We start from the raw sequence: 21,938 nt of genomic DNA, 5'->3' as shown, positions 1-21,938 counted from the left end.
TCAGGGACTATGCCGGGGCTACGGCGCGACCGGGGTGTCCTCCCCGGCCGGAGGCTCGTCGGCGAGCTCCTTCGTGGACGTCTCGTCGCCGTGCCCGGGCCACCAGGCGGCGTGGCCCAGCAGGGCGGTGATCGACGGCGTGAAGAACATCGCCATCACGAACGCCGACACCGCGATGCCGAAGGAGATCGCGAAGCCCATCGACACCAGCAGCGAGTTGCCGGCGAGCATGAGCGAGGCGAACGTGCCGGCGAGGATCAGGCCGGCGGCAGCGACCGTCGGGCCGGCGTGCCGGACGGCCTGCGCCGCGGCCTCGCGCGGTGGCTTGCCCTCGCGCGACTCCTCCCTCAACCGAGCGATCATCAAGATGTTGTAGTCGGTGCCGAGCGCGACCACGAACAGGTAGATGTAGATCGGCAGCAGGAAGATCAGGCCTTGATGCCCAGCCACGTGCTGGAAGACGATCACCGACGCCCCGAGGGTGGCACCGAACCCGAGGCCCACCGAGAGCATCAGGTAGAGCGGGGCCACCAGCGAGCGCAGCAGCAGCGCGAGGATCAGCATGATGATCAGCGCGGCGACCGGGAAGACGACGGCGTAGTCGCGGTTCATGGCCGACTGGAAGTCGACGAACACCGAGGTGATGCCGCCGACGTACGCCGTGGTGCCCTCGGGCGCCAGGTCGTGGGCCTTCGGCCGGACGGTGTCGCGCACGGACGCCAGGGCGGCGTCGGAGGTCGGGTCGACGTCGAGGACCGTCATGACGATCGCGGTCGAGGGATCGGTGGGCGACACCTGGCCGCCGAGCACCTGGCCGATGCCGTCCACGTCCTCGAGGCCGGCCGCGAACTGGTCCACCGTGGCCTGGGTGAGCTCCCCCGAGGAGTGCAGGACGATCGGCGTCGGCTGGGTCGCGCCGGCGGAGAACCCGCCGTCCTCCAGGGTCTTCGTGGCCTCGGCCGACTCCACGTTGGCGGCCGACGAGGAGGAGCCGAGGTCGAAGGTCGGGTTGAAGCTGAAGGCGAAGACCGTGAGGAGGGCAAGGGTGCCGCCCGACGCCACGGCGTACCGGACCGGGTGCCTGCCGAGGGAGTCCCCGATCTTGCCGAAGCGGGTCCCGGTCGAGGGCTGCTTCCACTTCTTCGAGGGCCAAAAGAGCGCCCGACCGAGCACGGAGACCAGCGCGGGGAAGAGCGTGAGGGCCGCGATCAGCGTGACGCCGACGGCGATCGCCAGCGACGGGCCGATGGACCGGAAGATGCCGAGGGAGGAGAGGGCGAGCGTCATGAACGCGACGAAGACCGCGGCCCCTGCCGAGGCGATGGCCTCGCCGGCGCGCTTCAGGGCCTGCTCCACCGCCACCTTGTGCTCGTCGCCCGCCCGCATGCGCTCGCGGTAGCGGAAGAGGAAGAAGAGGATGTAGTCGGTGCCGATGCCGAAGAGGACGACGATCAGGATGACGGTCGTCGAGTCGTCCTTCTGCAGGTCGAAGAGCTTGGCGGCGATGTTGATCAGCGCCGACGACACCGGCGAGAGGATGAGGCCGACCGCCAGGATCGGCATCAGGGCGATGATGACGCTGCGGAAGATGATGCCGAGGAGCACCAGGATGAGCACCACCGTCGCGAGCCCGACGATCGCCTCCGCGTTGCTGCCCGACTCCGCCTGGTCGTAGGTCTGCGGCAGGTTGCCGGTCGTCTGCGCGCGCAGGTCGGTGCCCTTGGTGGCCGCGGCCAGACCGTCGCGCAGGTCCTCGACCTGGTTGTACTCGTCGGGGTCCTGACCGGTGGCGTCCGGGTCCAGCGCGAGGTTGACGATCGCCACTTGCTTGGTCGGCGAGACCTGCGGGTCCTCGGCCTTGGTGAAGACCGGCGGCAGGTCCAGGCCACTGACGACGTTCTGGATCGCGGCCGTGTCGGCGTCGCTCAGCGGGTCGCCGTCGGTGCGGTCGAAGACGATGGTCGCGCCGGCGTCCTGCTGCTGCGGGAAGGCACTGTCGATGAGCGAGTAGGCCTTGATCGACTCGTACTTGTCCGGCAGGAAGTCGGCCTGGTCGGTCGTCGACTCGACCTTGGGCGCGAACAGCACCAGCAGGATCGTGACGACGACCCAGCTGGCGATGATCCACCACGGACGACGGGACGCGAGATGAGCGAGGAAGGCGAACACGCTCAGGAACGTACCGACGATCGGTGTCCGGATGCTTCCGACTTTCGGCTACAAAGCCGTCATCTGCTCGAGGGCTGCGGGAGTTTCATCGGCCGGCCGATGAAACTCGCCCCGATCACCGCGTCTGCATCACCGACACCACCTCCAGACCCCAGCCCTGCCCGATGGTTGCAATTCTTGCGTGATGCGGTTGGCTGGCTGCATGCAACAGGTGAAGGCCGTCATCGCGCGCGCCAAGGGTCAGCCGGTCGAGCTCGTCACGATCAACGTGCCGGACCCGGGTCCGGGCGAGGCGCTGGTGCAGGTCCAGGCCTGCGGCGTCTGCCACACCGACCTGCACTACCGCGAGGGCGGGATCAACGACGACTTCCCCTTCCTGCTCGGCCACGAGGCCGCGGGCGTGGTGGAGGCCGTCGGGCCCGACGTCACGGGCATCGCTCCCGGCGACTTCGTGATCCTCAACTGGCGCGCCGTGTGCGGTGAGTGTCGCGCGTGCAAGCGCGGCGACCTGCAGTACTGCTTCAACACCCACAACGCGACCCAGAAGATGACGCTCGCTGACGGACCGGATGCCGGCACCGAGCTGTCGCCGGCCCTCGGCATCGGAGCCTTCGCGGAGAAGACACTGGTCGCGGCCGGCCAGTGCACCAAGGTCGACCCGTCGGCGCGGGCGGCCGCGGTCGGTCTGCTCGGCTGTGGCGTGATGGCCGGCATCGGCGCCGCGATCAACACCGGCGGTGTCACTCGTGGCAGGTCCGTCGCCGTCATCGGCTGCGGTGGGGTCGGCGTCGCGGCCATCGCCGGCTCGGCCCTCGCAGGTGCGTCGCCGATCATCGCCGTGGACATCTCGGCCAAGAAGCTCGAGGCGGCCAAGCGGCTCGGTGCGACCCACACGGTCGACTCCTCGCAGGTCGACGCGATCGAGGAGATCAAGCGGATCTGTGCCGAGACCTACGACGGTGCCGACGGCGCCGACGTGGTGATCGAGGCGGTTGGACGTCCCGAGACCTGGAAGCAGGCCTTCTACGCCCGCGACCTCGCCGGCACGGTCGTGCTCGTCGGCGTACCCACGCCGGACATGAAGGTGCCCGACCTCCCGCTGATCGACGTCTTCGGGCGCGGCGGGTCGCTGAAGTCCAGCTGGTACGGCGACTGCCTGCCCGACCGTGACTTCCCGATGCTGGTCGACCTCTACCAGCAGGGCCGGCTCGACCTGGACGCGTTCGTGACCGAGGAGATCGGGATCGACGACATCGAGGCCGCGTTCGACAAGATGCACGACGGCGACGTGCTGCGCTCGGTCGTGATCCTCTGATGGCCGCCTCCGGGGAAGCGCGCGTCGACCACGCGGTCTCGTCCGGCACGTTCAGCCTCGACGGGGAGACCTTCGACGTCGACAACAACATCTGGGTGGTCGGCGACGACAGCGAGTGCGTCGTCATCGACGCCCCGCACAGCGTGGCCGACATCCTGGCCGTCGTGGGGGACCGCAGGGTGAAGGCGATCGTGTGCACCCACGCCCACGACGACCACGTCCGGGTCGCCCCCGAGCTGCGGGAGACGGTCAACGGCGGGCAGGGTGCGCCGATCATGCTGCACCCCGACGACAAGGTGCTGTGGGAGCTCACGCACACCGACTACCTCTGGGACCTCGACCTCGCCGACGGGGTGACGATCGACGTGGGCGGTACGACGCTGCAGGTCCTGCACACCCCCGGCCACGCCCCGGGTGCGGTCTGCCTCTACGCGCCGGACCTGGGGTGCGTCTTCACCGGCGACACCCTCTTCAACGGAGGCCCGGGTGCGACCGGCCGCTCGTACTCCGACAGCGACCTGATCAAGGACTCGATCCGCACCCGCCTCTTCGCGCTGCCCGACGACACCGTCGTGCACACCGGCCACGGCGACGACACGACCATCGGTGCGGAGCGCGTCGCCCTGGGCTGAGGGACCTTCGTCCCACGCAGTGGCTGCTTCCGGCCCTGATCGCCACCCGAGCGTCTCCCTAACGTCAGAGGTGAAGCGAGGACCATCAGAGAATCCCCGCCGGAAGAGGGAGGCGCCTCATGCGCTCGGTACTCGACAAGCTCATCTCGTGGACGGGTCTCGCGCTGGCAGCCGTGCTCGTCGTCGCCGGCATCCTGCTCACCTGGGCGAACACGTTCATCGGTGACCAGGTCCACGACCAGCTGACCATGCAGGGCATCACGATGCCGGAGGGCGACGCGCTGAGCTCGCTGCCCGAGGCCGATGCCAAGGCGCTCGAGCCCTACGCCGGCAGCCCGATGGACACCGGACCGGAGGCGAAGGCCTACGCCGACCACTACATCCTCGTGCACATGAACGAGGCATCGTCCGGCAAGACCTACAGCGAGGTCAGTGGTGAGTACGTCTCGATGACCGACGAGCAGAAGGCCTCGCCCGAGGGTCAGGAGCTCGCTGGTCTCCGGCAGACGCTCTTCATGGGCAACACGCTGCGCGGCCTGCTCCTGTACGGCTACGCGTTCGCGACCATCGGGACGATCGCCGGCATCGCCGCGATCTTCTCCTTCGCGGGTGCCGCGATCCTGCTGGCGCTCTTCGCCCTCGGCATCTGGCACGCTCGCCGCACCCGGGACACCGAGGTGGTCGCGGGAGCACCGACGCCGGTGCCCGCCACCGCCTGACCGACCACGACCGCGCCGGACGGCTCACGCCGTCCGGCGCGGTCGCACGTCCGGGTCAGAAGGGCTGCACCAGCAGTGCCACGCCCGACCCGGCCACCCGGGTCAGCACGATCGTCGCCTCCTCGGCACCGCGCAGCGTCAGTCGCTTGCGCAGCTCCTCCGGCACGACGTCGACGCCGCGCTTCTTGATCGTGAGCCGGCCGACGTTGCGCTCGCGCAGGGCCGCGCGGAGCTGCTTCTCCCGGTAGGGGAGCTCCTCGAGGACCCGGTAGCCGCGCGCGAACGGCGTACGGAAGGACTCGTCGGAGGTCACGTAGGCGATGTGCTCGTCCACGAGCCCGCCGCCGACCCCGGCGGCGACCGCCGTGACCAGGCCCGCCCGGATCACGGCGCCGTCGGGCTCGTAGAGGTACTCGCCGACCGGTCGCACCTCGACCCCACCCGTCCCGAGTGGGGGAGCGTCCTCGTCGGTCAGCGTCGCCAGGCCGGTCTCGGCGATCACCGTCGCGCGCCGCACCGTGGTGGCGAGCCGGCCGGACCACAGGGCGGCCTCCTTGACCTCGCCGTGGTCGCTGACCCACTCCGCCTCGACGGTCCGGGGGACCAGGCCGTGCGGGATCCCGGGCGCGACCTTCACGCACGCGTCGCCGGTCAGCAGCCGCTCGACGAACGACCACGGCGGCGTCCAGTCGTCGACGTCGAAGCTGCGGCCGCGGGCGCTGCGCCGGGCCGGGTCGGCGAAGGCCACGTCGAAGGGCGACGGGTCGATCGTGGTCGCGTCCGCGACCTCGACCGCCCCCGCCAGCCCGAGGGCGTCGATGTTGGCGCGGGCCACCTCGACCCGCACGGGGTCCAGGTCGACGCCGGCGCAGGTCAGGCCGGCGCGCGAGGCGGCGACCAGGTCGCCGCCGATGCCGCAGCCGAGGTCGATCAGGGTGTGCGCCGACGACGCGACCAGGCGCGCCGCCCGGTGCTCGGCGACCCGCAGGCGGGTGGCCTGCTCGAGCCCCTCGGAGGTGAAGTACATCCGGTCGGCGAGGTCGGCGAACTTCGCGCGCGCCCGGACCCGCAGGGTGGCCTGGGTCAGCGCGGTCGCGACGTGGGTCGGGTCCGCCGTACGCCGCAGCCGGGTCTGGACCGCCAGCGAGTCGTCGCCCGCGCTCCGCAGCTCCTCGCCGGCCGCGGCCAGGAGCCGCTGCCCGTCGTCGGTCAGCAGCCACCGGAAGGCATCGAGGTCCACGGCCCGATCCTGTCAGGGCGGGGGCCCTCTGGCACTCCGTCGGGCAGAGTGCTAGTTTCAGATCTGGCACTCTCCCCGCGAGTGTGCCAGCGCCTGCGTCCGGTACGACCCCCGCGACGGCGTACCTCCAGCGCAGGCGCCAGACGTGCATCACCCACCATCGAAGTGCCAGAAAGTGGAGGTCGACATCGTGTCGGTCAACATCAAGCCTCTCGAGGACCGGATCGTCGTCAAGGCCCTGGAGGCCGAGCAGACCACGGCTTCCGGCCTGGTCATCCCGGACACCGCCAAGGAGAAGCCCCAGGAGGGCGAGGTCCTGAGCGTCGGTCCCGGTCGCATCGACGACAACGGCAACCGCGTCCCGCTCGACGTCAACGTCGGCGACAAGGTCATCTACAGCAAGTACGGCGGCACCGAGGTCAAGTACGCCGGCGAGGAGTACCTCATCCTCTCGGCGCGCGACGTCCTCGCGATCGTTTCCTGATTTCCCGGGTCGTGAGTCCCAGCGAGCGCTGACGCGCCCGGTGGGGCTCACGACCCGAACTCGTTCTAGAGGAGAGCAATGCCCAAGATCCTGGAGTTCGACGAGAACGCCCGCCGCAGCCTCGAGCGCGGCGTGGACAAGCTCGCCAACGCCGTCAAGGTGACGCTCGGCCCCAAGGGCCGCTACGTCGTCCTCGACAAGAAGTGGGGCGCGCCGACCATCACGAACGACGGTGTGACCGTCGCCCGTGAGATCGAGCTCGACGACCCCTTCGAGAACCTCGGCGCACAGCTGTGCAAGGAGGTCGCCACCAAGACCAACGACATCGCCGGTGACGGTACGACGACCGCGACCGTGCTCGCCCAGGCGATGGTCCACGAGGGCCTGCGCGCCGTGGCCGCCGGTGCCAACCCGATGGGCCTCAAGCGGGGCATGGACGCCGCGGCCGAGGCCGTCGGCGACGCGCTCAAGGAGGCTGCTCGCGAGGTCGAGTCGGTGGAGGACATGGCGTCCGTCGCCACCATCTCCAGCCGCGACGCCGTGATCGGCGACCTGCTCTCGCAGGCCTTCGACAAGGTGGGCAAGGACGGTGTCATCACCGTCGAGGAGTCCAACTCGATGGGCACCGAGCTCGAGTTCACCGAGGGCATGCAGTTCGACAAGGGCTACATCAGCCAGTACTTCGTCTCCGACCCGGAGCGCATGGAGGCCGTCCTCGACGACCCCTACATCCTGCTGCACCAGGGCAAGATCTCGTCGGTCTCCGAGCTGCTCCCGCTGCTGGAGAAGGTCATCGCCGCGGGCAAGCCGCTCTTCATCCTCGCCGAGGACGTCGACGGCGAGGCGCTGTCGACCCTGGTCGTCAACAAGATCCGCGGCACGTTCAACGCCGTCGCGGTCAAGGCTCCGGCCTTCGGCGACCGCCGCAAGGCGATGATGCAGGACATCGCGACCCTGACCGGCGGCCAGATCGTCGCCCCCGAGGTCGGCCTCAAGCTCGACCAGGTGGGTCTCGAGGTGCTGGGCCAGGCCCGGCGCGTCGTGGTCACCAAGGACGACACCACCATCGTCGACGGTGCCGGTGACGGCGCCGAGGTCGAGGGTCGCGTCAACCAGATCAAGGCCGAGATCGAGTCGACCGACTCCGACTGGGACCGCGAGAAGCTCCAGGAGCGCCTCGCGAAGCTCGCCGGTGGCGTCTGCGTGATCAAGGTCGGCGCCGCCACCGAGGTGGAGCTCAAGGAGAAGAAGCACCGGATCGAGGACGCCGTCTCCGCGACGCGCGCCGCGATCGAGGAGGGCATCGTCCCCGGCGGTGGCTCCGCGCTCATCCACGCGGTGTCGGTCCTCTCCGACGACCTCGGCCTCACCGGTGACGAGGCTGCCGGCGTGCGCATCGTGCGCAAGGCCGCCGACGAGCCGCTGCGCTGGATCGCCGAGAACGGTGGGGTCAACGGCTACGTCGTCACCACCAAGGTCCGCGAGCTCGGCCTCGGCAACGGCTACAACGCCGCGACCGAGGAGTACGGCGACCTGGTCGCCCAGGGCGTCCTGGACCCGGTCAAGGTCACCCGCTCCGCGCTGGTCAACGCCACCTCGATCGCGGGCATGCTGCTCACGACCGAGACGCTGATCGTGGAGAAGCCCGAAGAGGACGACGACGCCCCGGCCGCTGGCGGCCACGGGCACGGCCACGGCCACTGAGTCACCGCTTCAACGCCGAGTCGGCGCCAGTTTCCACGAAACTGGCGCCGACTCGGCATTTCCGGGCTCAGTCCAGCAGCTTGCCGAGCCACCACGTGGCGCCCCGGCCGCCGTTCACCGGCGTGTGCCAGAAGAACTCGTTGCGGCGTGTCGGGCCGCCGACGCTCCAGTGCGACATCCGGTGCGCGATGTGCAGCAAGCGGTTCGTCCGCAGGTCGTAGAGGTAGGTGCCGCTGTCGTCGCCCTGCCGGTAGCCGTCCGCGACGACCACGTCGCTGTCCGCGCCCACACCGCCGGCGACGCCGTCGTCCTGGATGGTCACGACCTGGTCGCCGCTGGTCGTCAGGATCTGCAACCGGTCGTCCCGGACCTTGCCGTAGGTGCCGCAGTACTCGCTCATGACGATCCGGTCGCCGCTCGCCGTGAAGCCCAGCACGTTGCAGCGCGCGCCCAGGTGGGGGTCGAAGGAGTGCTCCGTCCCGGTGGCCAGGTCGCGGACGTGGACGCGGCCGGCGTCGCCGTCCGCCCGGTCGGTCCAGAGCATCGCGTCGTCGGTGAAGGCGATCGCGCCGACGCTCAGCTGCTCGTCGCGCACGTCCGACCCGTCGCTCAGGGACACCGACCACAGGTGGTAGCCGTCGCCCTGGGCGTCGGCGTCCTCCGCGTCGCCGTCCTCCTGCTTCGGCCAGCCACCGTCGGGGATCTCGCCCGCTCGGACGAGCGACCGGACGTAGAGCCGGCCGTCGGGGCCGAGCTGGGCGCCGTCGAGCTCGACGGTCCGCGGCAGGCCCGGCCAGTCGGTGGTGCTCCAGCTCCGGGTCTCGCGGTCGAAGGTGTACGCCGTCCAGTGCTCGGCGGTGCCGTTGTCGCTGAGCAGCACGATCCGGTGCCTGCCGAGCTGCACCGGCCGGATGTTGTCCTGTCCGAGGCCGGCATCGGGCAGCCAGTCCTTGGTCCCGGTGGCCGGGTCCATCAGGGCCAGCCGCGTGCGCAAGCGGGTGCCGTCACGGGGGCCGTCCTGGAAGAGGATCAGCCCGTCGTCGGTGACGCCGTCGAAGTACTGACCGTTGGCCGCGTCCAGATCCCGGTTCGTGTACGTCGCCAGCACCTCGTAGTCGCGGCCCACGCTCGCCCGCTGGGCGTCGGAGAGCCGGATCGTCGGGGCGTCGGGGCGCGGCCGCTGCGCTGCGGGACCGGCCCGGTCCGAGCCGAGCCCCGGGAGGCCGACCGCGACGACGGCCACGGTCGCTGCGGCCACGACGGCACCCAGCCCCACGACGCCCCGCCGCCGGCGTACGCGCCGCCGCCCCGACGCCAGGACCTCGCCGAGGTCGATGCCGTCGCCCGGCGGCGACGAGACGTTGTCGCGCAGCAGCTGCTTGAGGTCGTTCACCACGGCAGGCTCCCCTCTCCGATCACGGCGAGCTCGTCTCGGGACGCGCTCTCGAACATGGACCGCAGCGACGCGAGCGCCCGGGACGTCTGGCTCTTCACGGTGCCCTCGCTGCAGCGCAGCGCGACCGCCGTGTCGCGGACGTCGAGGTCCTCGAAGTACCGGAGCACCACGCACGCGCGCTGCCGCTCGGGCAGCCGGGCGAGCGCCGCCATCAGGACCGCCCGGTCCGAGACCTGGGCCGCGACGTCCTCGCCGGACGGCCGCTCGCTGTCGACCTCGCTGGGCCGCTCGGTGCTGGAGCGCTTGCGGCTGGCGTCGAGGAACGCGCTGACGACCGCCTTGCGGGCGTAGGCCAGCTCGCCGCCGCGCCGGACCAGGCGCGGCCAGGCGACGTACACCCGGATCAGGCCCTCCTGCACGTGGTCCGACGCGCGCTCCCAGTCACCGCAGAGCAGGTACGCCGTGCTGCGCAGCCGGCTGTGCGCGGCCGCCGCGAACTCCGAGAAGTCCGCGTCCCGGCTGCTTCGATCCATGCCCCCACAACGAGGTGAGCCGACGATCGGTTGCACGGGATCAGCAATCCGGGGCGACCGGCGGCCTGTCGACACCGCGGAGCAGGTAGACCGGGTGGTCGTCGCAGGTGGTGCCCGCCCGCACGTAGCGCTCGTCGATCGCCGCGCGCAGCTCCGGCACGCCGGCGTCGGCCCACGCGTCGAGGTCGACCCACTCGACCAGCCAGGTCGGGGCCCGGGGGCCCGACAGCAGCGCGGTGAGGTCGGCGTACTCGGGGTCCCGGGTGCGCATCGGCAAGCTCCAGAGATAGGGGTACGGCGAGCCGAGGCCGCTGACCCGCTGGAGGTCGGCGCGCCCGCCGAAGACCACGAGCGTGTCGCCGGGCTCGGCCGACCGGGCGACCGCCTCACCGGTGCGGACCTCGTTGAACTCCTGGTGGCCGGTGGCGTTCCACACCAGCCAGCAGGCCATCGCGGCCACCGCCGAGATCGTCGCGGCGACGACGAGGCCGCGCATGGTCCGTCCCGAGCGGTCCTCGCGTCCGGCGAGCAGTGCGGCGCTCAGGGCGGCGCCAGGGACCAGCGCGAGCAGGTAGTCCTGCCAGAAGCTGCCCCCCGCCAGGAGCGAGGCCACGTCGACCGCCACCACGGCGACGGTCGCCGCCAGGACCGGCGGGTCGTCGTGCCACAGCTCGCGCAGCCGGGCGAACGGTCCGGCCAGCACCAGGAGCAGCCCGGTGGCCAGTGCGATCGCCAGCAGGATCCACGCCCGTCGCTCCGGGGCGTCGGACGTCCCGGCGGCGATCACCCGCGCGGCGTCGGCCCGGAAGCCGTAGACGGTGTCCCACAGCGTCGAGAGCCGGACCCCGGCGGCCTCGGCCCAGGCGACCGTCGCGAGCACGGGCACGGCCGCACCGGCCGCTCCGGCGACAGCGAGGGCGGCCACCGAGCGACCGGGCAGCCGCCCGGTCCGCCAGGTCACCAGCAGGAGCACGCCCGCGAAGACCAGCCCGGTCGCGAGGTTCTGCTTCAGCCCCACCGCCAGGGCGGCCGCCGCCCCGGCGGCGAACGCGAGCGGCCAGGCCCGGCGTCGTACGGCGAGCAGGGTCAGCAGGATGCTCCCGAGCACCAGCGGCAGCGCGAGCAGCTCGCCCTTCACCGCGACGACGTCGATCATCGGGTTCGAGAGCAGGGCCGAGACCAGCACCGCGGTCCACACCGTCGCCCGCGGTCCGCTGACGGTGCCGGCGACGGCGGCGGCCAGCAGGACCGCCAGTCCGGCGACGACGGCGCCCAGGAGACGCAGCGTGGTCACGCCGCCGAGCGCGTCGACGGCGCTGAAGACGGCGATCAGCGGGGGCGGCCGGTCCACCCAGTAGGGCCCGAAGAGGCTGTCGGGCCGCGGGTCCCACGCGTGCGCCACCAGGAGGAACCCCGCCTCGTCGGCACGCACCGGTCGGGTGAGCGCGGGCAGTCGGGCGAGCACGGTCACGGCGACCGCGATCGCGACCGTGTGGCGCTGGGCGAACCCACGCACCGTCTCCCCGCCCCGCACGCCCCTACCCTCTCAGGTCCCGCCGTGCCGACGTAGCACCGCCGAAACACTCCGGTTGCCGTCCGGCAACGTCGCCCGCGCACGCTGGGTCCATGTTGTGGAGGGTTCGTACGACGCTGCCCGATCGCCCGGGCGCCCTGGCGATGCTGGCCGCCACCTGCGGGGAGGCCGGCGTCAACATCCTGGGGCTCCAGATCTTCCCCGGGGTGGAGTCGGTGACCGACGAGCTGGTGCTCAGCACCCCCGACGACTGGACGGCGGCGGACCTCGCCGACCTGGTCGGCCGCTCCGGCGGGCTCTCGGTCAGCGCCGGTCCCTGCACCGAGGCGGCGCTCAGCGACCAGCCGACCCGCTACGTCCAGGCGGCACGCACGATCCTGGCCCAGCCGGCGTCCTTCCCGGAGGTCGTCGCCCGGCTCTTCGACGCCGAGTCCGACCCGGTCGCCGAGCGCGACCGCAGCCTCGACGTGATGGAGATGACCGTCGGTGACGTCCAGGTGCAGGTCCGGCGCTCGGCGCCCTTCACCGCCACCGAGCACGCCCGCGCCGCCGCGATCGCCGACCTGGTCTCCGACGTCCTCGAGCGCACGCGCGAGAGCGCGATGACGCCGAGCATGGGACGCCGCGTCGGCGGCGGCGCGACCCCGGAGTACGTCGTCGAGGGCGACTCGGTCTCGGCCCTGATCGACGGCCAGGCGGTCGGTCTCGCCGTGGTGCGGCCCGCGGCGGAGGAGCCCGCCGTACGCCCCGTCACGCTGCGGGTCGACCCGGCCTGGCAGCGTCGGGGCATCGGCACCCGGCTGCTGGTCGACGCGGCCCGGCTGGCCAACGCGCTCGGCGCCACCGAGATCCTGCTCACCACCCGCTCCGACAACCAGGCCGTGCTGCCGATGGTGATGGCCGCGGGGCTGCGGGGCCGGATCCGGATGGCCGCCGACACCCTCACCGTCCGCGTGCCCGTCCGCGACCTCAAGCCACTTCGTCTGTAGGGCGGCCCCGCCGGTAGGCTGGAGGCGTGGAGCTGCCCGAGAAGTTCGCCCCGCTGGGCCTGACCTACGACGACGTCCTGCTGCTGCCGGGTCATTCCGACCTCGCGCCCGCGGACATCGACATGACCTCGCGTCTGACGCGCGAGATCTCGCTGCGCGTGCCGCTGGTCAGCGCAGCCATGGACACCGTCACCGAGTCCCGGATGGCGATCGCGATGGCCCGCCAGGGCGGCCTCGGGGTGCTGCACCGCAACCTCTCGATCGAGGACCAGGCCTACCAGGTCGACCTGGTGAAGCGCACCCAGACCGGCATCATCTCCAACCCGGTGACGATCCACCCCGACGCGACGCTCGAGCACCTCGACAAGCTCGCCGGCGAGTTCCGCATCTCCGGCTTCCCGGTCGTCGACGCCGACAACCGGCTGATCGGCATGATCACCAACCGCGACCTGCGCTTCACCCCGGTCGCGGAGTGGGCGACCACCAAGGTCGACGAGGTGATGACGCCGATGCCGCTCATCACCGGTCCCTCCGACATCAGCCGCGAGGACGCCACCGTCCTGCTCCGCCAGCACAAGCGCGAGCGGCTCCCGCTCATCGACGACGCGGGCCACCTCACCGGCCTCATCACCGTCAAGGACTTCGTCAAGGGCGAGCAGTTCCCCAACGCGTCGTACGACGGCGCGGGCCGGCTCATGGTCGGCGCCGCGATCGGCTACTTCGGCGACGCCTGGCAGCGCGCGACCACGCTGATCGACGCCGGCGTCGACGTGCTCGTGGCCGACACCGCCCACGGCAACGTGCAGCTCCTGCTCGACATGGTCAGGCGCCTCAAGACCGACCCCGCCACCCGCCACGTCCAGGTCGTCGGCGGCAACGTGGCCACCCGCGAGGGCGCCCAGGCCTTCGTCGACGCCGGCTCGGACGCCGTCAAGGTCGGTGTCGGCCCGGGGTCCATCTGCACGACGCGTGTCGTCACCGGCGTCGGCGTGCCCCAGGTGACCGCCGTCTACGAGGCGTCCCTGGCCTGCAAGCCGGCCGGCGTGCCCGTCATCGCCGACGGCGGCCTGAAGTACTCCGGCGAGATCGCCAAGGCGCTGGTCGCCGGCGCCGACACCGTCATGATCGGCTCGCTGCTGGCCGGCTGCGAGGAGTCCCCGGGCGACCTGGTCTTCGTCAACGGCAAGCAGTTCAAGTCCTACCGGGGCATGGGCTCGCTCGGCGCGCTCTCCAGCCGGGGCAAGAAGTCCTACTCCAAGGACCGCTACTTCCAGGCCGAGGTCACCAGCGACGACCAGCTCGTGCCCGAGGGCATCGAGGGTCAGGTCGCCTACCGCGGACCGCTCGCGGCCGTCGCCCGCCAGCTGATCGGTGGCCTCAACCAGTCGATGTTCTACGTCGGCGCCGCCACCGTCCCGGACCTGCAGGAGAAGGGCCGCTTCGTGCGGATCACCCAGGCCTCGCTGCAGGAGAGCCACCCGCACGGCGTGCAGATGACGGTCGAGGCCCCGAACTACTCCGGTCGGTAGACGAGGACCCGTCCCTCGCCACCCCGCAGCGTGACGTCGTAGCGGTCGCCGCCGAGCAGCACGCCCCCGAGGGTGCTGGTGCCGCGGTCCGGGCTGCTGATGCTGCTCGACCCGCCGTGGCTCAGCCGGCCGGTCCAGGTCGCGCGCAGCGCCGGCCCGCTGCCGATGACGCCGATCAGCACGTCGTCCGGGGCGTCGATGTCCAGAGGCGCGACCTCCGCCGAGTCGAGGACCCAGGTGCGACCGGCGTACTCGACTGCGCGGGCGACGTCCTGGCCCTGCACCCGCTGCCCGGCGTACCCGCTCGCGTAGACCCCGGCGCCGAACGTCACGTCCGACGGAGCGACCTCCGGGCCGTCCGACCCCCGGGTCAGGTAGACGCGGACGGCGTGGTCCCGGCTGGGGTCGAGGCCGTCGAGCGTGCCGGACGTCCCGTTGGCGGCGTCGACCCCCGAGCTGCCGCAGCTGCTGGCCAGTCCGGGCCTGCCGTCGACGTCGACGTTGATGAAGAGGCTGTCCGGGCCGTCGCAGTAGAAGACGTAGCGCATGATCGCGGCGCCACGCGCCTGGAACTCGACGCTCGACCGGCCGGGCTCGGCGAAGGCGGCCCCGAGCAGCGGCTCGCCCGCGTACTCGTCGCGGAAGACGACGCTCCCGTTGTCGATGCCGCTCGCGAGCGCCCCGGTGGCCTCGTAGACGGCGACCCCGGCGCGAGCGCCCGGGTCGGCGTCGTGGAGCCGCACCTGCAGCCCGGTCCCACCGTCGCCGACGGGGTAGGCGACCGAGATCTGCTCATCGCCGCGCACCCGCGCGACGGCCTGGCCGTCGGAGTAGAGCGTGGCACTGCCCGGGCCCAGCCCGCTGGCGGCGAGCAGCACCGCCTCCTCATGGTCGGCCGGCTCGACGTGCGTGGGGTCGTCGGTGAGGTCGACGAGGTCCGTGAGGTCGTACGGGAAGCCCTGGAGCTCGATGCTCCCCGGCACGTCGACGCCCGCGACGACGCGGTCGGCCGGCGCAATCCGGTCCGGACCCCTCATCACGTCGGCCGCGGCGATCCCGGCGATGACGACGAGGACGGCGGCCACCCCGGCGACGCCGGCGCGACGGCGGCGTACGGCGCGGACCCTCGCGCGCACCGCGACGGGCCGCACGTAGCGCTCGGTGTCGTCGAGGCCCTCGGCGTGCCGGTCGAGGGTCGAGCGGAGGTCGTGGAGCGTGTTCATGCGAGGTCCTCCGTCGTCGTGGTGGTGTCGGCCGCGAGCGCGGGGTCGATCCGCAGCTTCGCGAGCGCCTTGCTGGTCTGGCTCTTCACGGTCCCGACCGAGACGCCCAGCAGGCGGGCGGTCTCGGCCTCGGTGAGGTCCTCGACGAAGCGCAGCACGACGACCGCGCGCTGGCGGCGGGGGAGACGGCCCATCGCCGTCCACAGGTCCTGGCGCTGCTCGGCGTCGTCGTGCCCGCCCGGCCCGGGGTGCGGCTCCGGCGGCTCGGCGAACGCGTGCTCGCCGTTCCACTTGCGCCGCCACCAGGAGGCGAAGGTGTTGACCAGGATCTTGCGCACGTAGGGCTCGGGATCGCCGTCGATCCGGGACCAGGCGAACCAGGCCTTGGTCAGGGCGGTTTGGAGGAGGTCCTCGGCGAGCGCGTGGTCCCGGGTCAGCAGGTACGCCGTACGCAGCAGCCGGCCGGAGCGCGCGGCGACGAACTCGTCGAAGTCCGCCTTCGTCTCCACCGTGTCCCCCGAGATCGTGGTCGACCGGGATCCGGTCAGGGCTTCCATACCCTGTCGGACCAGGTGGGCACCACGAATGGTTGCCCCTGCGTGAGAGATGTCGAGCCTCGGTAGTCTGAGCCGCGTGACGGACATCGAGATCGGCCGGGCCAAGCGCGCGCGCCGTGCCTACTCCTTCGACGACATCGCGATCGTGCCCTCGCGGCGCACCCGCGACCCCGAGGAGGTCAGCACCGCCTGGCAGATCGACGCCTACCGGTTCGAGATCCCGGTGCTGGCCGCGCCGATGGACTCGGTGATGTCGCCGGCGACGGCGATCGCGCTCGGGCAGTACGGCGGCCTGGGGGTGCTCAACCTCGAGGGACTCTGGACCCGGTACGACGACCCCGACCCGCTGCTCGAGGAGGTCGCCGGCCTCCAGGGCGTCGACGCCACCCGTCGGCTGCAGGAGATCTACACCGAGCCGGTCAGGGCCGAGCTGATCACCGAGCGACTCCGTCAGATGCGCGACGCCGGCGTCACGGTCGCCGGCTCGCTGTCGCCGCAGCGCACCAAGGAGTTCGCCAAGGCCGTCGTGGACGCGGGCGTCGACATGTTCGTCATCCGGGGCACCACGGTGTCGGCCGAGCACGTCTCCTCGCAGTCCGAGCCGCTGAACCTCAAGGAGTTCATCTACGAGCTCGACGTCCCGGTCATCGTCGGTGGGTGCGCCACCCACCAGGCCGCCCTGCACCTGATGCGCACCGGCGCCGCCGGCGTGCTCGTCGGCTTCGGCGGGGGAGCGGCCCACACGACCCGCACGGTGCTGGGCGTGGCCGTGCCGATGGCCTCCGCGGTCGCCGACGTCGCCGCCGCGCGGCGCGACTACCTCGACGAGTCCGGCGGCCGCTACGTCCACGTGATCGCGGACGGCTCGATCGGCAAGTCCGGCGACGTCGCCAAGGCGATCGCGTGCGGGGCCGACGCCGTGATGGTCGGCTCGCCCTTCGCGCGGGCGAGCGACGCCCCGGGTCGCGGCTTCCACTGGGGCACCGAGGCGCACCACCACGACCTGCCGCGCGGCCAGCGCGTCCGGTTCGACACCGTCGGCACGCTGGAGGAGATCCTCTTCGGTCCGTCGCGCGTCGCCGACGGCACCATGAACCTCGTGGGCGCGCTGCGCCGATCGATGGCCACGACCGGCTACACCGAGCTCAAGGAGTTCCAGCGGGTCGAGGTCGTCGTCGAGTGACGGACCCGGACCCCACGCCCGCGCCCGTCACCATCCACACCGACGGCGCATGCATCCCCAACCCGGGACCTGGCGGCTGGGGTGCGCTGCTGCGGTACGGCGACCGCGAGCTCGAGCTGTGCGGCGGCGAGGCCGGTCAGACCACCAACAACCGGATGGAGCTGACCGCGCCGATCAAGGCGCTCGAGGCCCTCAAGCGTCGCTCGGTCGTGCACATCTACACCGACAGCACCTACGTGCGCAGCGGCATCCTGACGTGGGTCGCCGGCTGGTCGCGCAACGGCTGGCAGACCTCGGCCAAGCAGCCGGTGAAGAACGTCGACCTGTGGCAGGAGCTGGTCGCAGCCTGCGAGCGGCACGACATCGAGTGGCACTGGGTCAAGGGCCACGCCGGCGACGCGGGCAACGAGCGCGCCGACCGGCTGGCGGCGCGCGGACTCATCGAGGCGGTCGAGGCCGCCAAGGAGCTGAGGACCGGGTCGTGAGCCGGTTGCGGGTCGCTGCGGGCCAGGCGGTCGCGCTCTCCGGTGACCTCGACGCCAACGTCGCCACCGCGGCCCGGCTGACCGTCCTCTCCGCGGACCGGGGCGTGCGGCTGCTCGTGCTGCCCGAGGCGTTCCTGACGGGGTACGACGCGGCCGCGTTCGACGCCGCCCTGCCCGACGCCGCCGACCTCGGTGGGTGGCTCGACCCGCTGCGGCTGGCCGCCGAGCGTGGCGTCACCGTCGTCGTCGGCACCGCGCTGCGCCGCGGTGAGGTGCGGCGGCTCTCGCAGGTCGTGGTGCGCCCGGACGGCACCGTCACCGCGCCGTACGACAAGCAGCACCTCGACGGCCTCGAGAAGCAGGTGTTCACGACCGGCGACCACGGCACCTCGATCACGGTCGACGACGTCCAGCTGGGCTTGTCGATCTGCTACGACGGCTGCTTCCCCGAGCACGCGCAGGCGGCGGCCACGGACGGGGCGGTCGGCTACCTGAGCTCAGCGGCGTACTTCCCCGGCGGTGCGCACCGCCGCGACCTCTACTACGCCGCCCGCGCGGTCGAGAACGGGATGTACGTCGTGCTCGCGGGTCTCACCGGCAGCTGCGGGGCGTACGAGTTCATCGGCGGCTCAGCGGTCTACGACCCGGAGGGTCGCCCGCTCGCCCGGCTGGGCGAGGAGGAGGGGCTCGCGGTCGCCGAGATCGACACCGAGGTGGTGGCCGCCACCCGCGCGGTGCACACCATGCTGGCCGACCACCGGACGACGCTGGGCGAGCGCGTCCACGTGTGAGCGGTCAGCGGCGCCGCAGCCCCGACGCGGACATGTCGCCGACACCTGCGTTTGCAAGACTGCTCGCATGAACCGCTCCAGTGCTCTCGGTCCCCAGGCTCGTGACGAGGCACTCGCGGCGATGGCCGGGGTCGGCGGGCAGCCCGAGCTCGACGTCCTGGTTGTCGGCGGCGGCATCGTCGGGGTCGGCACCGCGCTCGACGCGGTCACCCGGGGACTGAGCACCGGGCTCCTCGAGCAGCGCGACATCGCGAGCGGCACCAGCAGCCGCAGCAGCAAGCTGGTCCACGGCGGCCTGCGCTACCTGGAGATGCTCGACTTCGGCCTGGTCCGCGAGGCGCTGCAGGAGCGCGGACTGCTGCTGACCCGGCTCGCGCCGCACCTGGTGCGCCCGGTGCCCTTCCTCTACCCGCTGACGCACCGCGGCTGGGAGCGGCCGTACGTCGGAGCGGGACTGATGCTCTACGACGGCATGGCGATGATCGGCAAGTCCGAGATGGGCGTGCCGCGGCACCGCCACCTCTTCCGGCGCCAGGTCGCCCGGATCGCACCCGACTTCAAGACCGAGACGATCAGTGGCGCGATCAAGTACTACGACTGCCAGGTCGACGATGCGCGACTGGCGCTGACGATCGCCCGCACGGCGGCCGCCAACGGCGCCCATGTGGCGACACGGGTCCAGGTCACCGGCTTCCTGCGCGAGGGCGAGCGCGTCGTCGGCGTACGCGCTCGCGACCTGGAGGCTCCTCCCGGCTCGCCCGGGCGTGACCTCGAGATCCGCGCCCGGGTTGTGGTCAACGCCGCCGGCGTGTGGACCGACGAGATCCAGGAGATGGTCGGCGGCCGAGGGTCGCTGCACGTCCAGGCGTCGAAGGGCATCCACCTCGTCGTGCCGCGCGACCGGATCCGGTCCGAGGCCGGCTTCATCGTGCGCACCGAGAAGTCGGTGCTCTTCGTGATCCCCTGGGGACGGCACTGGATCATCGGCACCACCGACACCCCGTGGTCGCTCGACAAGGCGCACCCGGCGGCCTCGAGGGCCGACATCGACTACATCCTCGACCACGTCAACGCGATCCTGCGCGAGCCGCTCGACCACGAGGACGTCGAGGGCGTGTACGCCGGCCTGCGCCCGTTGCTGTCGGGGGAGTCGGAGCCGACCTCGCGGATCTCCCGCGAGCACACGGTCGTCACGCCGGTGCCCGGCCTGGTGATGATCGCCGGCGGCAAGCTGACGACGTACCGCGTGATGGGCCGCGACGCCGTCGATGCCGCCGCCCACTCGCTCAAGACGACGGTCGACCTGACGGTCCGGGACTCGATCACCGACCGGGTGCCCCTGATCGGTGCCGCCGACTGGGAGACCCGCTCCAACCAGCGGGTGCTGCTGGCCCGGAGGTCGGGCCTGCACGTCGCCCGGATCGACCACCTGCTCGGACGGTACGGCGGCCTGGTCGACGACGTGCTCGACCTGATCGCCACGCGGCGGACCCTCGGCGTACCTCTCGAGGGTGCGGAGGACTACCTGGCCGCGGAGGTGGTCTACGCGGTCACCCACGAGGGCGCCCGGCACCTCGACGACGTCCTCACCCGTCGCACCCGGATCTCGATCGAGACCTTCGACCGCGGGGTCGGCGCCGCCCCGGTCGCCGCTCGGCTGATGGCCGCCGAGCTCGGGTGGGACCCGGCCCGGACGGCGGAGGAGGTCGACCACTACCTGCGCCGCGTCGAGGCCGAGCGGCAGAGCCAGCTCATGCCCACCGACCAGGAGGCCGACGAGGCCCGGGTGAAGGTCGCGGACATCGTCTGATCAGGCGCCCAGCAGCAGCCGCTGCGGGTCGTTCATCGGCAGGCCGGCAGCCGCCTCCTCCGCGGCAGCGGCCTCGTCGTCGCGACCGAGCCGGCGCAGCAGGGCGCCGCGGCTGGCGTGCCACAGGGCGTACTCCTCCAGCCCCTCGATCTCGTCCACGAGCGCCAGACCGGCGTCGGCCCCGTCCCGCTCGGCGACGGCCGCGGCGCGGTTGAGGCGCGCCACCGGCCCGGGGTCGATGGTGAGGAGCACGTCGTACCACGACACGAGCGCCGCCCAGTCGGTCAGCTCGTACGACGGGGCGAGGGCGTGGCACGCGGCGATCGCCGCCTGGACCACGTAGCGGTCGGGGCGTGCCGGCGTGCGGCGCAGGCCCTCGCCGACGAGCGGCACCGCCTCGCCGACCAGCCGTGCGTCCCACCGGCTGCGGTCCTGGTCGGCGAGCAGCACCAGGCGCCCGTCGGCGTCGACACGGGCGTCCCGGCGGGAGTCCTGGAGCAGCTCGAGCGCCAGGAGCCCGAGGGCGCCGGCGTCGTCCGGCTGGAGACGGACCAGGAGCCGGGTCAGCCGGACGGATTCGTCGACCAGCTCCTCGCGTACGAGCCGTGGACCCGACGTGGCGGCGTACCCCTCGTTGAACATCAGGTACGCCGTCGCCAGCACGGCCGACCAGCGGTCCGGCAGCTCGTGGTCCGGCGGCACCCGGTAGGGGATGTGCGCGGCCTTGATCTTCTGCCGCGCCCGGGTCAGCCGCTTGGCCATCGACGCCTCGCTGACCAGGAGGGCGCGGGCCACCTCCGCGGTGGTCAGGCCGCCCAGCACGCGCAGGGTCAGGGCGACCTGCGTCGCCGGGGCCAGGCTGGGGTGGCAGCAGGTGAAGACCAGGCGGAGCAGGTCGTCCTCGACCATCGAGGGCGAGGGCTCCTCGTCGAGGCCGTCCACGGGGTGCTCCATCGACCGCTGCTCCTTGCCCGACCTGGCCGCCTCGCGGCGGACCAGGTCGATCGCGCGCCGACGTGCGGTGAGTCGGATCCACGCCACCGGGTTGGCGGGGACGCCCTGCCGGGGCCAGACCTCCAGAGCCCGCAGCACCGCGTCCTGGACGGCGTCCTCGGCCAGGGCGAGGTCACCGGTGACGTGCACGAGCGTGGCGAGCACGTCGCGACCCGACTCACGCACCAGCGTGGTCAGGGCGCGACGCGCCTCGGCCTCCGACGGGTCGGGGCTCACATCAGCGGCAGGACGGGGCGCACCTCGACGGCGCCGTTCCACGCGGCCGGGATCCGGGCGGCGGCCGCGACGGCCTCGTCGAGGTCCGCGCACTCGAGCAGGAAGAAGCCGGTCAGCACCTCCTTGGTCTCGGCGTACGGCCCGTCCGTGCTGATCGGGGCGCCGCCCTTCGCCTCGACGCGGACCGTGGTGGCGGTGGAGGTCGGGTACAACGCGGCACCGCCCCGGATGATGGCCGCGGCGGACTGGCTGAACTCGCTGTACTCGGCCGTGTCCCCGGCGTGCTCGGGGGCGCTCCAGTCGACGTCCTGGCTGTAGATGATGGTGGCGTACAGGGGCATGGGGTCTCCTCGGTCCGGGAGCGGCGGGTTCGCCGTTCTCAACCTAGAGACGAACGGGTGCGCCCGAGAAGGAC

At 72.1% G+C, this 21,938-nt stretch carries 20 protein-coding genes; 11 read left to right on the top strand and 9 right to left on the bottom strand.

The genetic code is table 11. The features are described 5' to 3' along the window. Positions 1 to 18 precede the first annotated feature (18 nt). Positions 19 to 2,169 carry an MMPL family transporter gene (locus tag N542_RS23575; protein WP_036506543.1) on the bottom strand — a complete coding sequence of 717 codons (2,151 nt, stop codon included), beginning with the start codon at positions 2,167 to 2,169 and terminating at the stop codon, positions 19 to 21. Positions 2,170 to 2,371: 202 nt separating this feature from the next. Here N542_RS23575 and N542_RS0105575 point away from each other — a divergent pair, with 202 nt between their 5' ends. From N542_RS0105575 to N542_RS0105565, 3 genes are all read left to right on the top strand, one after another. After that, positions 2,372 to 3,484, top strand: coding sequence for an S-(hydroxymethyl)mycothiol dehydrogenase (locus N542_RS0105575; protein ID WP_028643075.1), 1,113 nt, complete (start codon positions 2,372 to 2,374; stop codon positions 3,482 to 3,484). Continuing rightward, positions 3,484 to 4,116 carry an MBL fold metallo-hydrolase gene (locus N542_RS0105570; RefSeq protein WP_028643074.1) on the top strand — a complete coding sequence of 211 codons (633 nt, stop codon included), beginning with the start codon at positions 3,484 to 3,486 and terminating at the stop codon, positions 4,114 to 4,116. Before N542_RS0105575 ends, N542_RS0105570 begins: the two co-directional genes overlap by 1 nt. A 119-nt stretch (positions 4,117 to 4,235) precedes the next feature. Next, complete coding sequence (locus N542_RS0105565; RefSeq protein WP_028643073.1) at positions 4,236 to 4,835, top strand: hypothetical protein; 600 nt, start codon at positions 4,236 to 4,238, stop codon at positions 4,833 to 4,835. A 55-nt stretch (positions 4,836 to 4,890) separates the two neighbouring features. On the opposite strand, the gene N542_RS0105560 is transcribed toward N542_RS0105565, so the two are convergent. After that, entirely contained in the window at positions 4,891 to 6,075 is a 1,185-nt protein-coding gene (locus N542_RS0105560) for a class I SAM-dependent methyltransferase (RefSeq protein WP_028643072.1), read from the bottom strand. 190 nt (positions 6,076 to 6,265) lie between these two features. On the opposite strand from N542_RS0105560, the gene groES reads away from it, so the two are divergent. Beyond that, entirely contained in the window at positions 6,266 to 6,559 is a 294-nt protein-coding gene (groES, locus tag N542_RS0105555) for a co-chaperone GroES (RefSeq protein ID WP_028643071.1), read from the top strand. 78 nt (positions 6,560 to 6,637) lie between these two features. Further along, positions 6,638 to 8,263, top strand: coding sequence for a chaperonin GroEL (gene groL, locus N542_RS0105550; RefSeq protein WP_028643070.1), 1,626 nt, complete (start codon positions 6,638 to 6,640; stop codon positions 8,261 to 8,263). A gap of 67 nt (positions 8,264 to 8,330) precedes the next feature. Here the strand turns inward: groL and N542_RS0105545 are convergent, their stop codons facing one another. The 3 genes from N542_RS0105545 to N542_RS0105535 are packed head-to-tail and all read right to left on the bottom strand — an operon-like array spanning position 8,331 to position 11,726. Further along, positions 8,331 to 9,656 (bottom strand): hypothetical protein, encoded by a 1,326-nt coding sequence (locus N542_RS0105545; protein ID WP_155992859.1) that lies wholly within the window; start codon positions 9,654 to 9,656, stop codon positions 8,331 to 8,333. Next, the gene (locus tag N542_RS23570; protein ID WP_051551425.1) at positions 9,653 to 10,192 is read right to left on the bottom strand and encodes a SigE family RNA polymerase sigma factor; all 540 of its coding nucleotides are present in this window, start codon (positions 10,190 to 10,192) and stop codon (positions 9,653 to 9,655) included. The genes N542_RS0105545 and N542_RS23570 overlap by 4 nt, the downstream gene beginning before the upstream one ends. A gap of 40 nt (positions 10,193 to 10,232) precedes the next feature. Further along, positions 10,233 to 11,726, bottom strand: coding sequence for a hypothetical protein (locus tag N542_RS0105535; protein ID WP_028643068.1), 1,494 nt, complete (start codon positions 11,724 to 11,726; stop codon positions 10,233 to 10,235). A 92-nt stretch (positions 11,727 to 11,818) separates the two neighbouring features. On the opposite strand from N542_RS0105535, the gene N542_RS0105530 reads away from it, so the two are divergent. Continuing rightward, a complete protein-coding gene (locus N542_RS0105530) occupies positions 11,819 to 12,715 on the top strand; it encodes a GNAT family N-acetyltransferase (RefSeq protein WP_028643067.1) in 897 nt (298 codons plus the stop codon). A gap of 26 nt (positions 12,716 to 12,741) precedes the next feature. Further along, positions 12,742 to 14,244, top strand: a complete 1,503-nt coding sequence (guaB, locus tag N542_RS0105525; protein ID WP_028643066.1) for an IMP dehydrogenase — start codon at positions 12,742 to 12,744, stop codon at positions 14,242 to 14,244. On the opposite strand, the gene N542_RS0105520 is transcribed toward guaB, so the two are convergent. Both N542_RS0105520 and N542_RS0105515 read right to left on the bottom strand, forming a co-directional pair. Next, complete coding sequence (locus N542_RS0105520) at positions 14,229 to 15,467, bottom strand: hypothetical protein (RefSeq protein WP_028643065.1); 1,239 nt, start codon at positions 15,465 to 15,467, stop codon at positions 14,229 to 14,231. The two genes, guaB and N542_RS0105520, sit on opposite strands and share 16 nt — an antisense overlap. Continuing rightward, the gene (locus N542_RS0105515; RefSeq protein WP_051551522.1) at positions 15,464 to 15,976 is read right to left on the bottom strand and encodes a SigE family RNA polymerase sigma factor; all 513 of its coding nucleotides are present in this window, start codon (positions 15,974 to 15,976) and stop codon (positions 15,464 to 15,466) included. Before N542_RS0105515 ends, N542_RS0105520 begins: the two co-directional genes overlap by 4 nt. A 124-nt stretch (positions 15,977 to 16,100) precedes the next feature. Here N542_RS0105515 and N542_RS0105510 point away from each other — a divergent pair, with 124 nt between their 5' ends. The 4 genes from N542_RS0105510 (at position 16,101) to N542_RS0105495 (ending at position 20,293) form a co-directional block, all read left to right on the top strand. Next, positions 16,101 to 17,207, top strand: coding sequence for a GuaB3 family IMP dehydrogenase-related protein (locus tag N542_RS0105510; RefSeq protein WP_028643063.1), 1,107 nt, complete (start codon positions 16,101 to 16,103; stop codon positions 17,205 to 17,207). Then, positions 17,204 to 17,692, top strand: coding sequence for a ribonuclease HI (rnhA, locus tag N542_RS0105505; RefSeq protein ID WP_036506538.1), 489 nt, complete (start codon positions 17,204 to 17,206; stop codon positions 17,690 to 17,692). The genes N542_RS0105510 and rnhA overlap by 4 nt, the downstream gene beginning before the upstream one ends. Then, the gene (locus N542_RS0105500) at positions 17,689 to 18,483 is read left to right on the top strand and encodes a carbon-nitrogen hydrolase family protein (protein WP_028643061.1); all 795 of its coding nucleotides are present in this window, start codon (positions 17,689 to 17,691) and stop codon (positions 18,481 to 18,483) included. Before rnhA ends, N542_RS0105500 begins: the two co-directional genes overlap by 4 nt. 67 nt (positions 18,484 to 18,550) lie before the next feature. Continuing rightward, positions 18,551 to 20,293 carry a glycerol-3-phosphate dehydrogenase/oxidase gene (locus N542_RS0105495; protein ID WP_028643060.1) on the top strand — a complete coding sequence of 581 codons (1,743 nt, stop codon included), beginning with the start codon at positions 18,551 to 18,553 and terminating at the stop codon, positions 20,291 to 20,293. Here the strand turns inward: N542_RS0105495 and N542_RS0105490 are convergent, their stop codons facing one another. Together N542_RS0105490 and N542_RS0105485 are read right to left on the bottom strand one after the other, a co-directional pair. Further along, complete coding sequence (locus tag N542_RS0105490; protein ID WP_051551424.1) at positions 20,294 to 21,523, bottom strand: RNA polymerase sigma factor; 1,230 nt, start codon at positions 21,521 to 21,523, stop codon at positions 20,294 to 20,296. It abuts the gene before it with no gap. After that, positions 21,520 to 21,864: a YciI family protein gene (locus N542_RS0105485; protein ID WP_028643058.1), complete on the bottom strand. Its 345-nt coding sequence runs from the start codon at positions 21,862 to 21,864 to the stop codon at positions 21,520 to 21,522. Before N542_RS0105485 ends, N542_RS0105490 begins: the two co-directional genes overlap by 4 nt. Positions 21,865 to 21,938 lie beyond the last annotated feature (74 nt).

Source organism: Nocardioides sp. URHA0020, assembly GCF_000620705.1.
Lineage (GTDB): Bacteria > Actinomycetota > Actinomycetes > Propionibacteriales > Nocardioidaceae > Nocardioides.
Note: the sequence above shows the minus strand (reverse complement) of the source record. Positions and strands in the feature narration are given on the sequence as shown.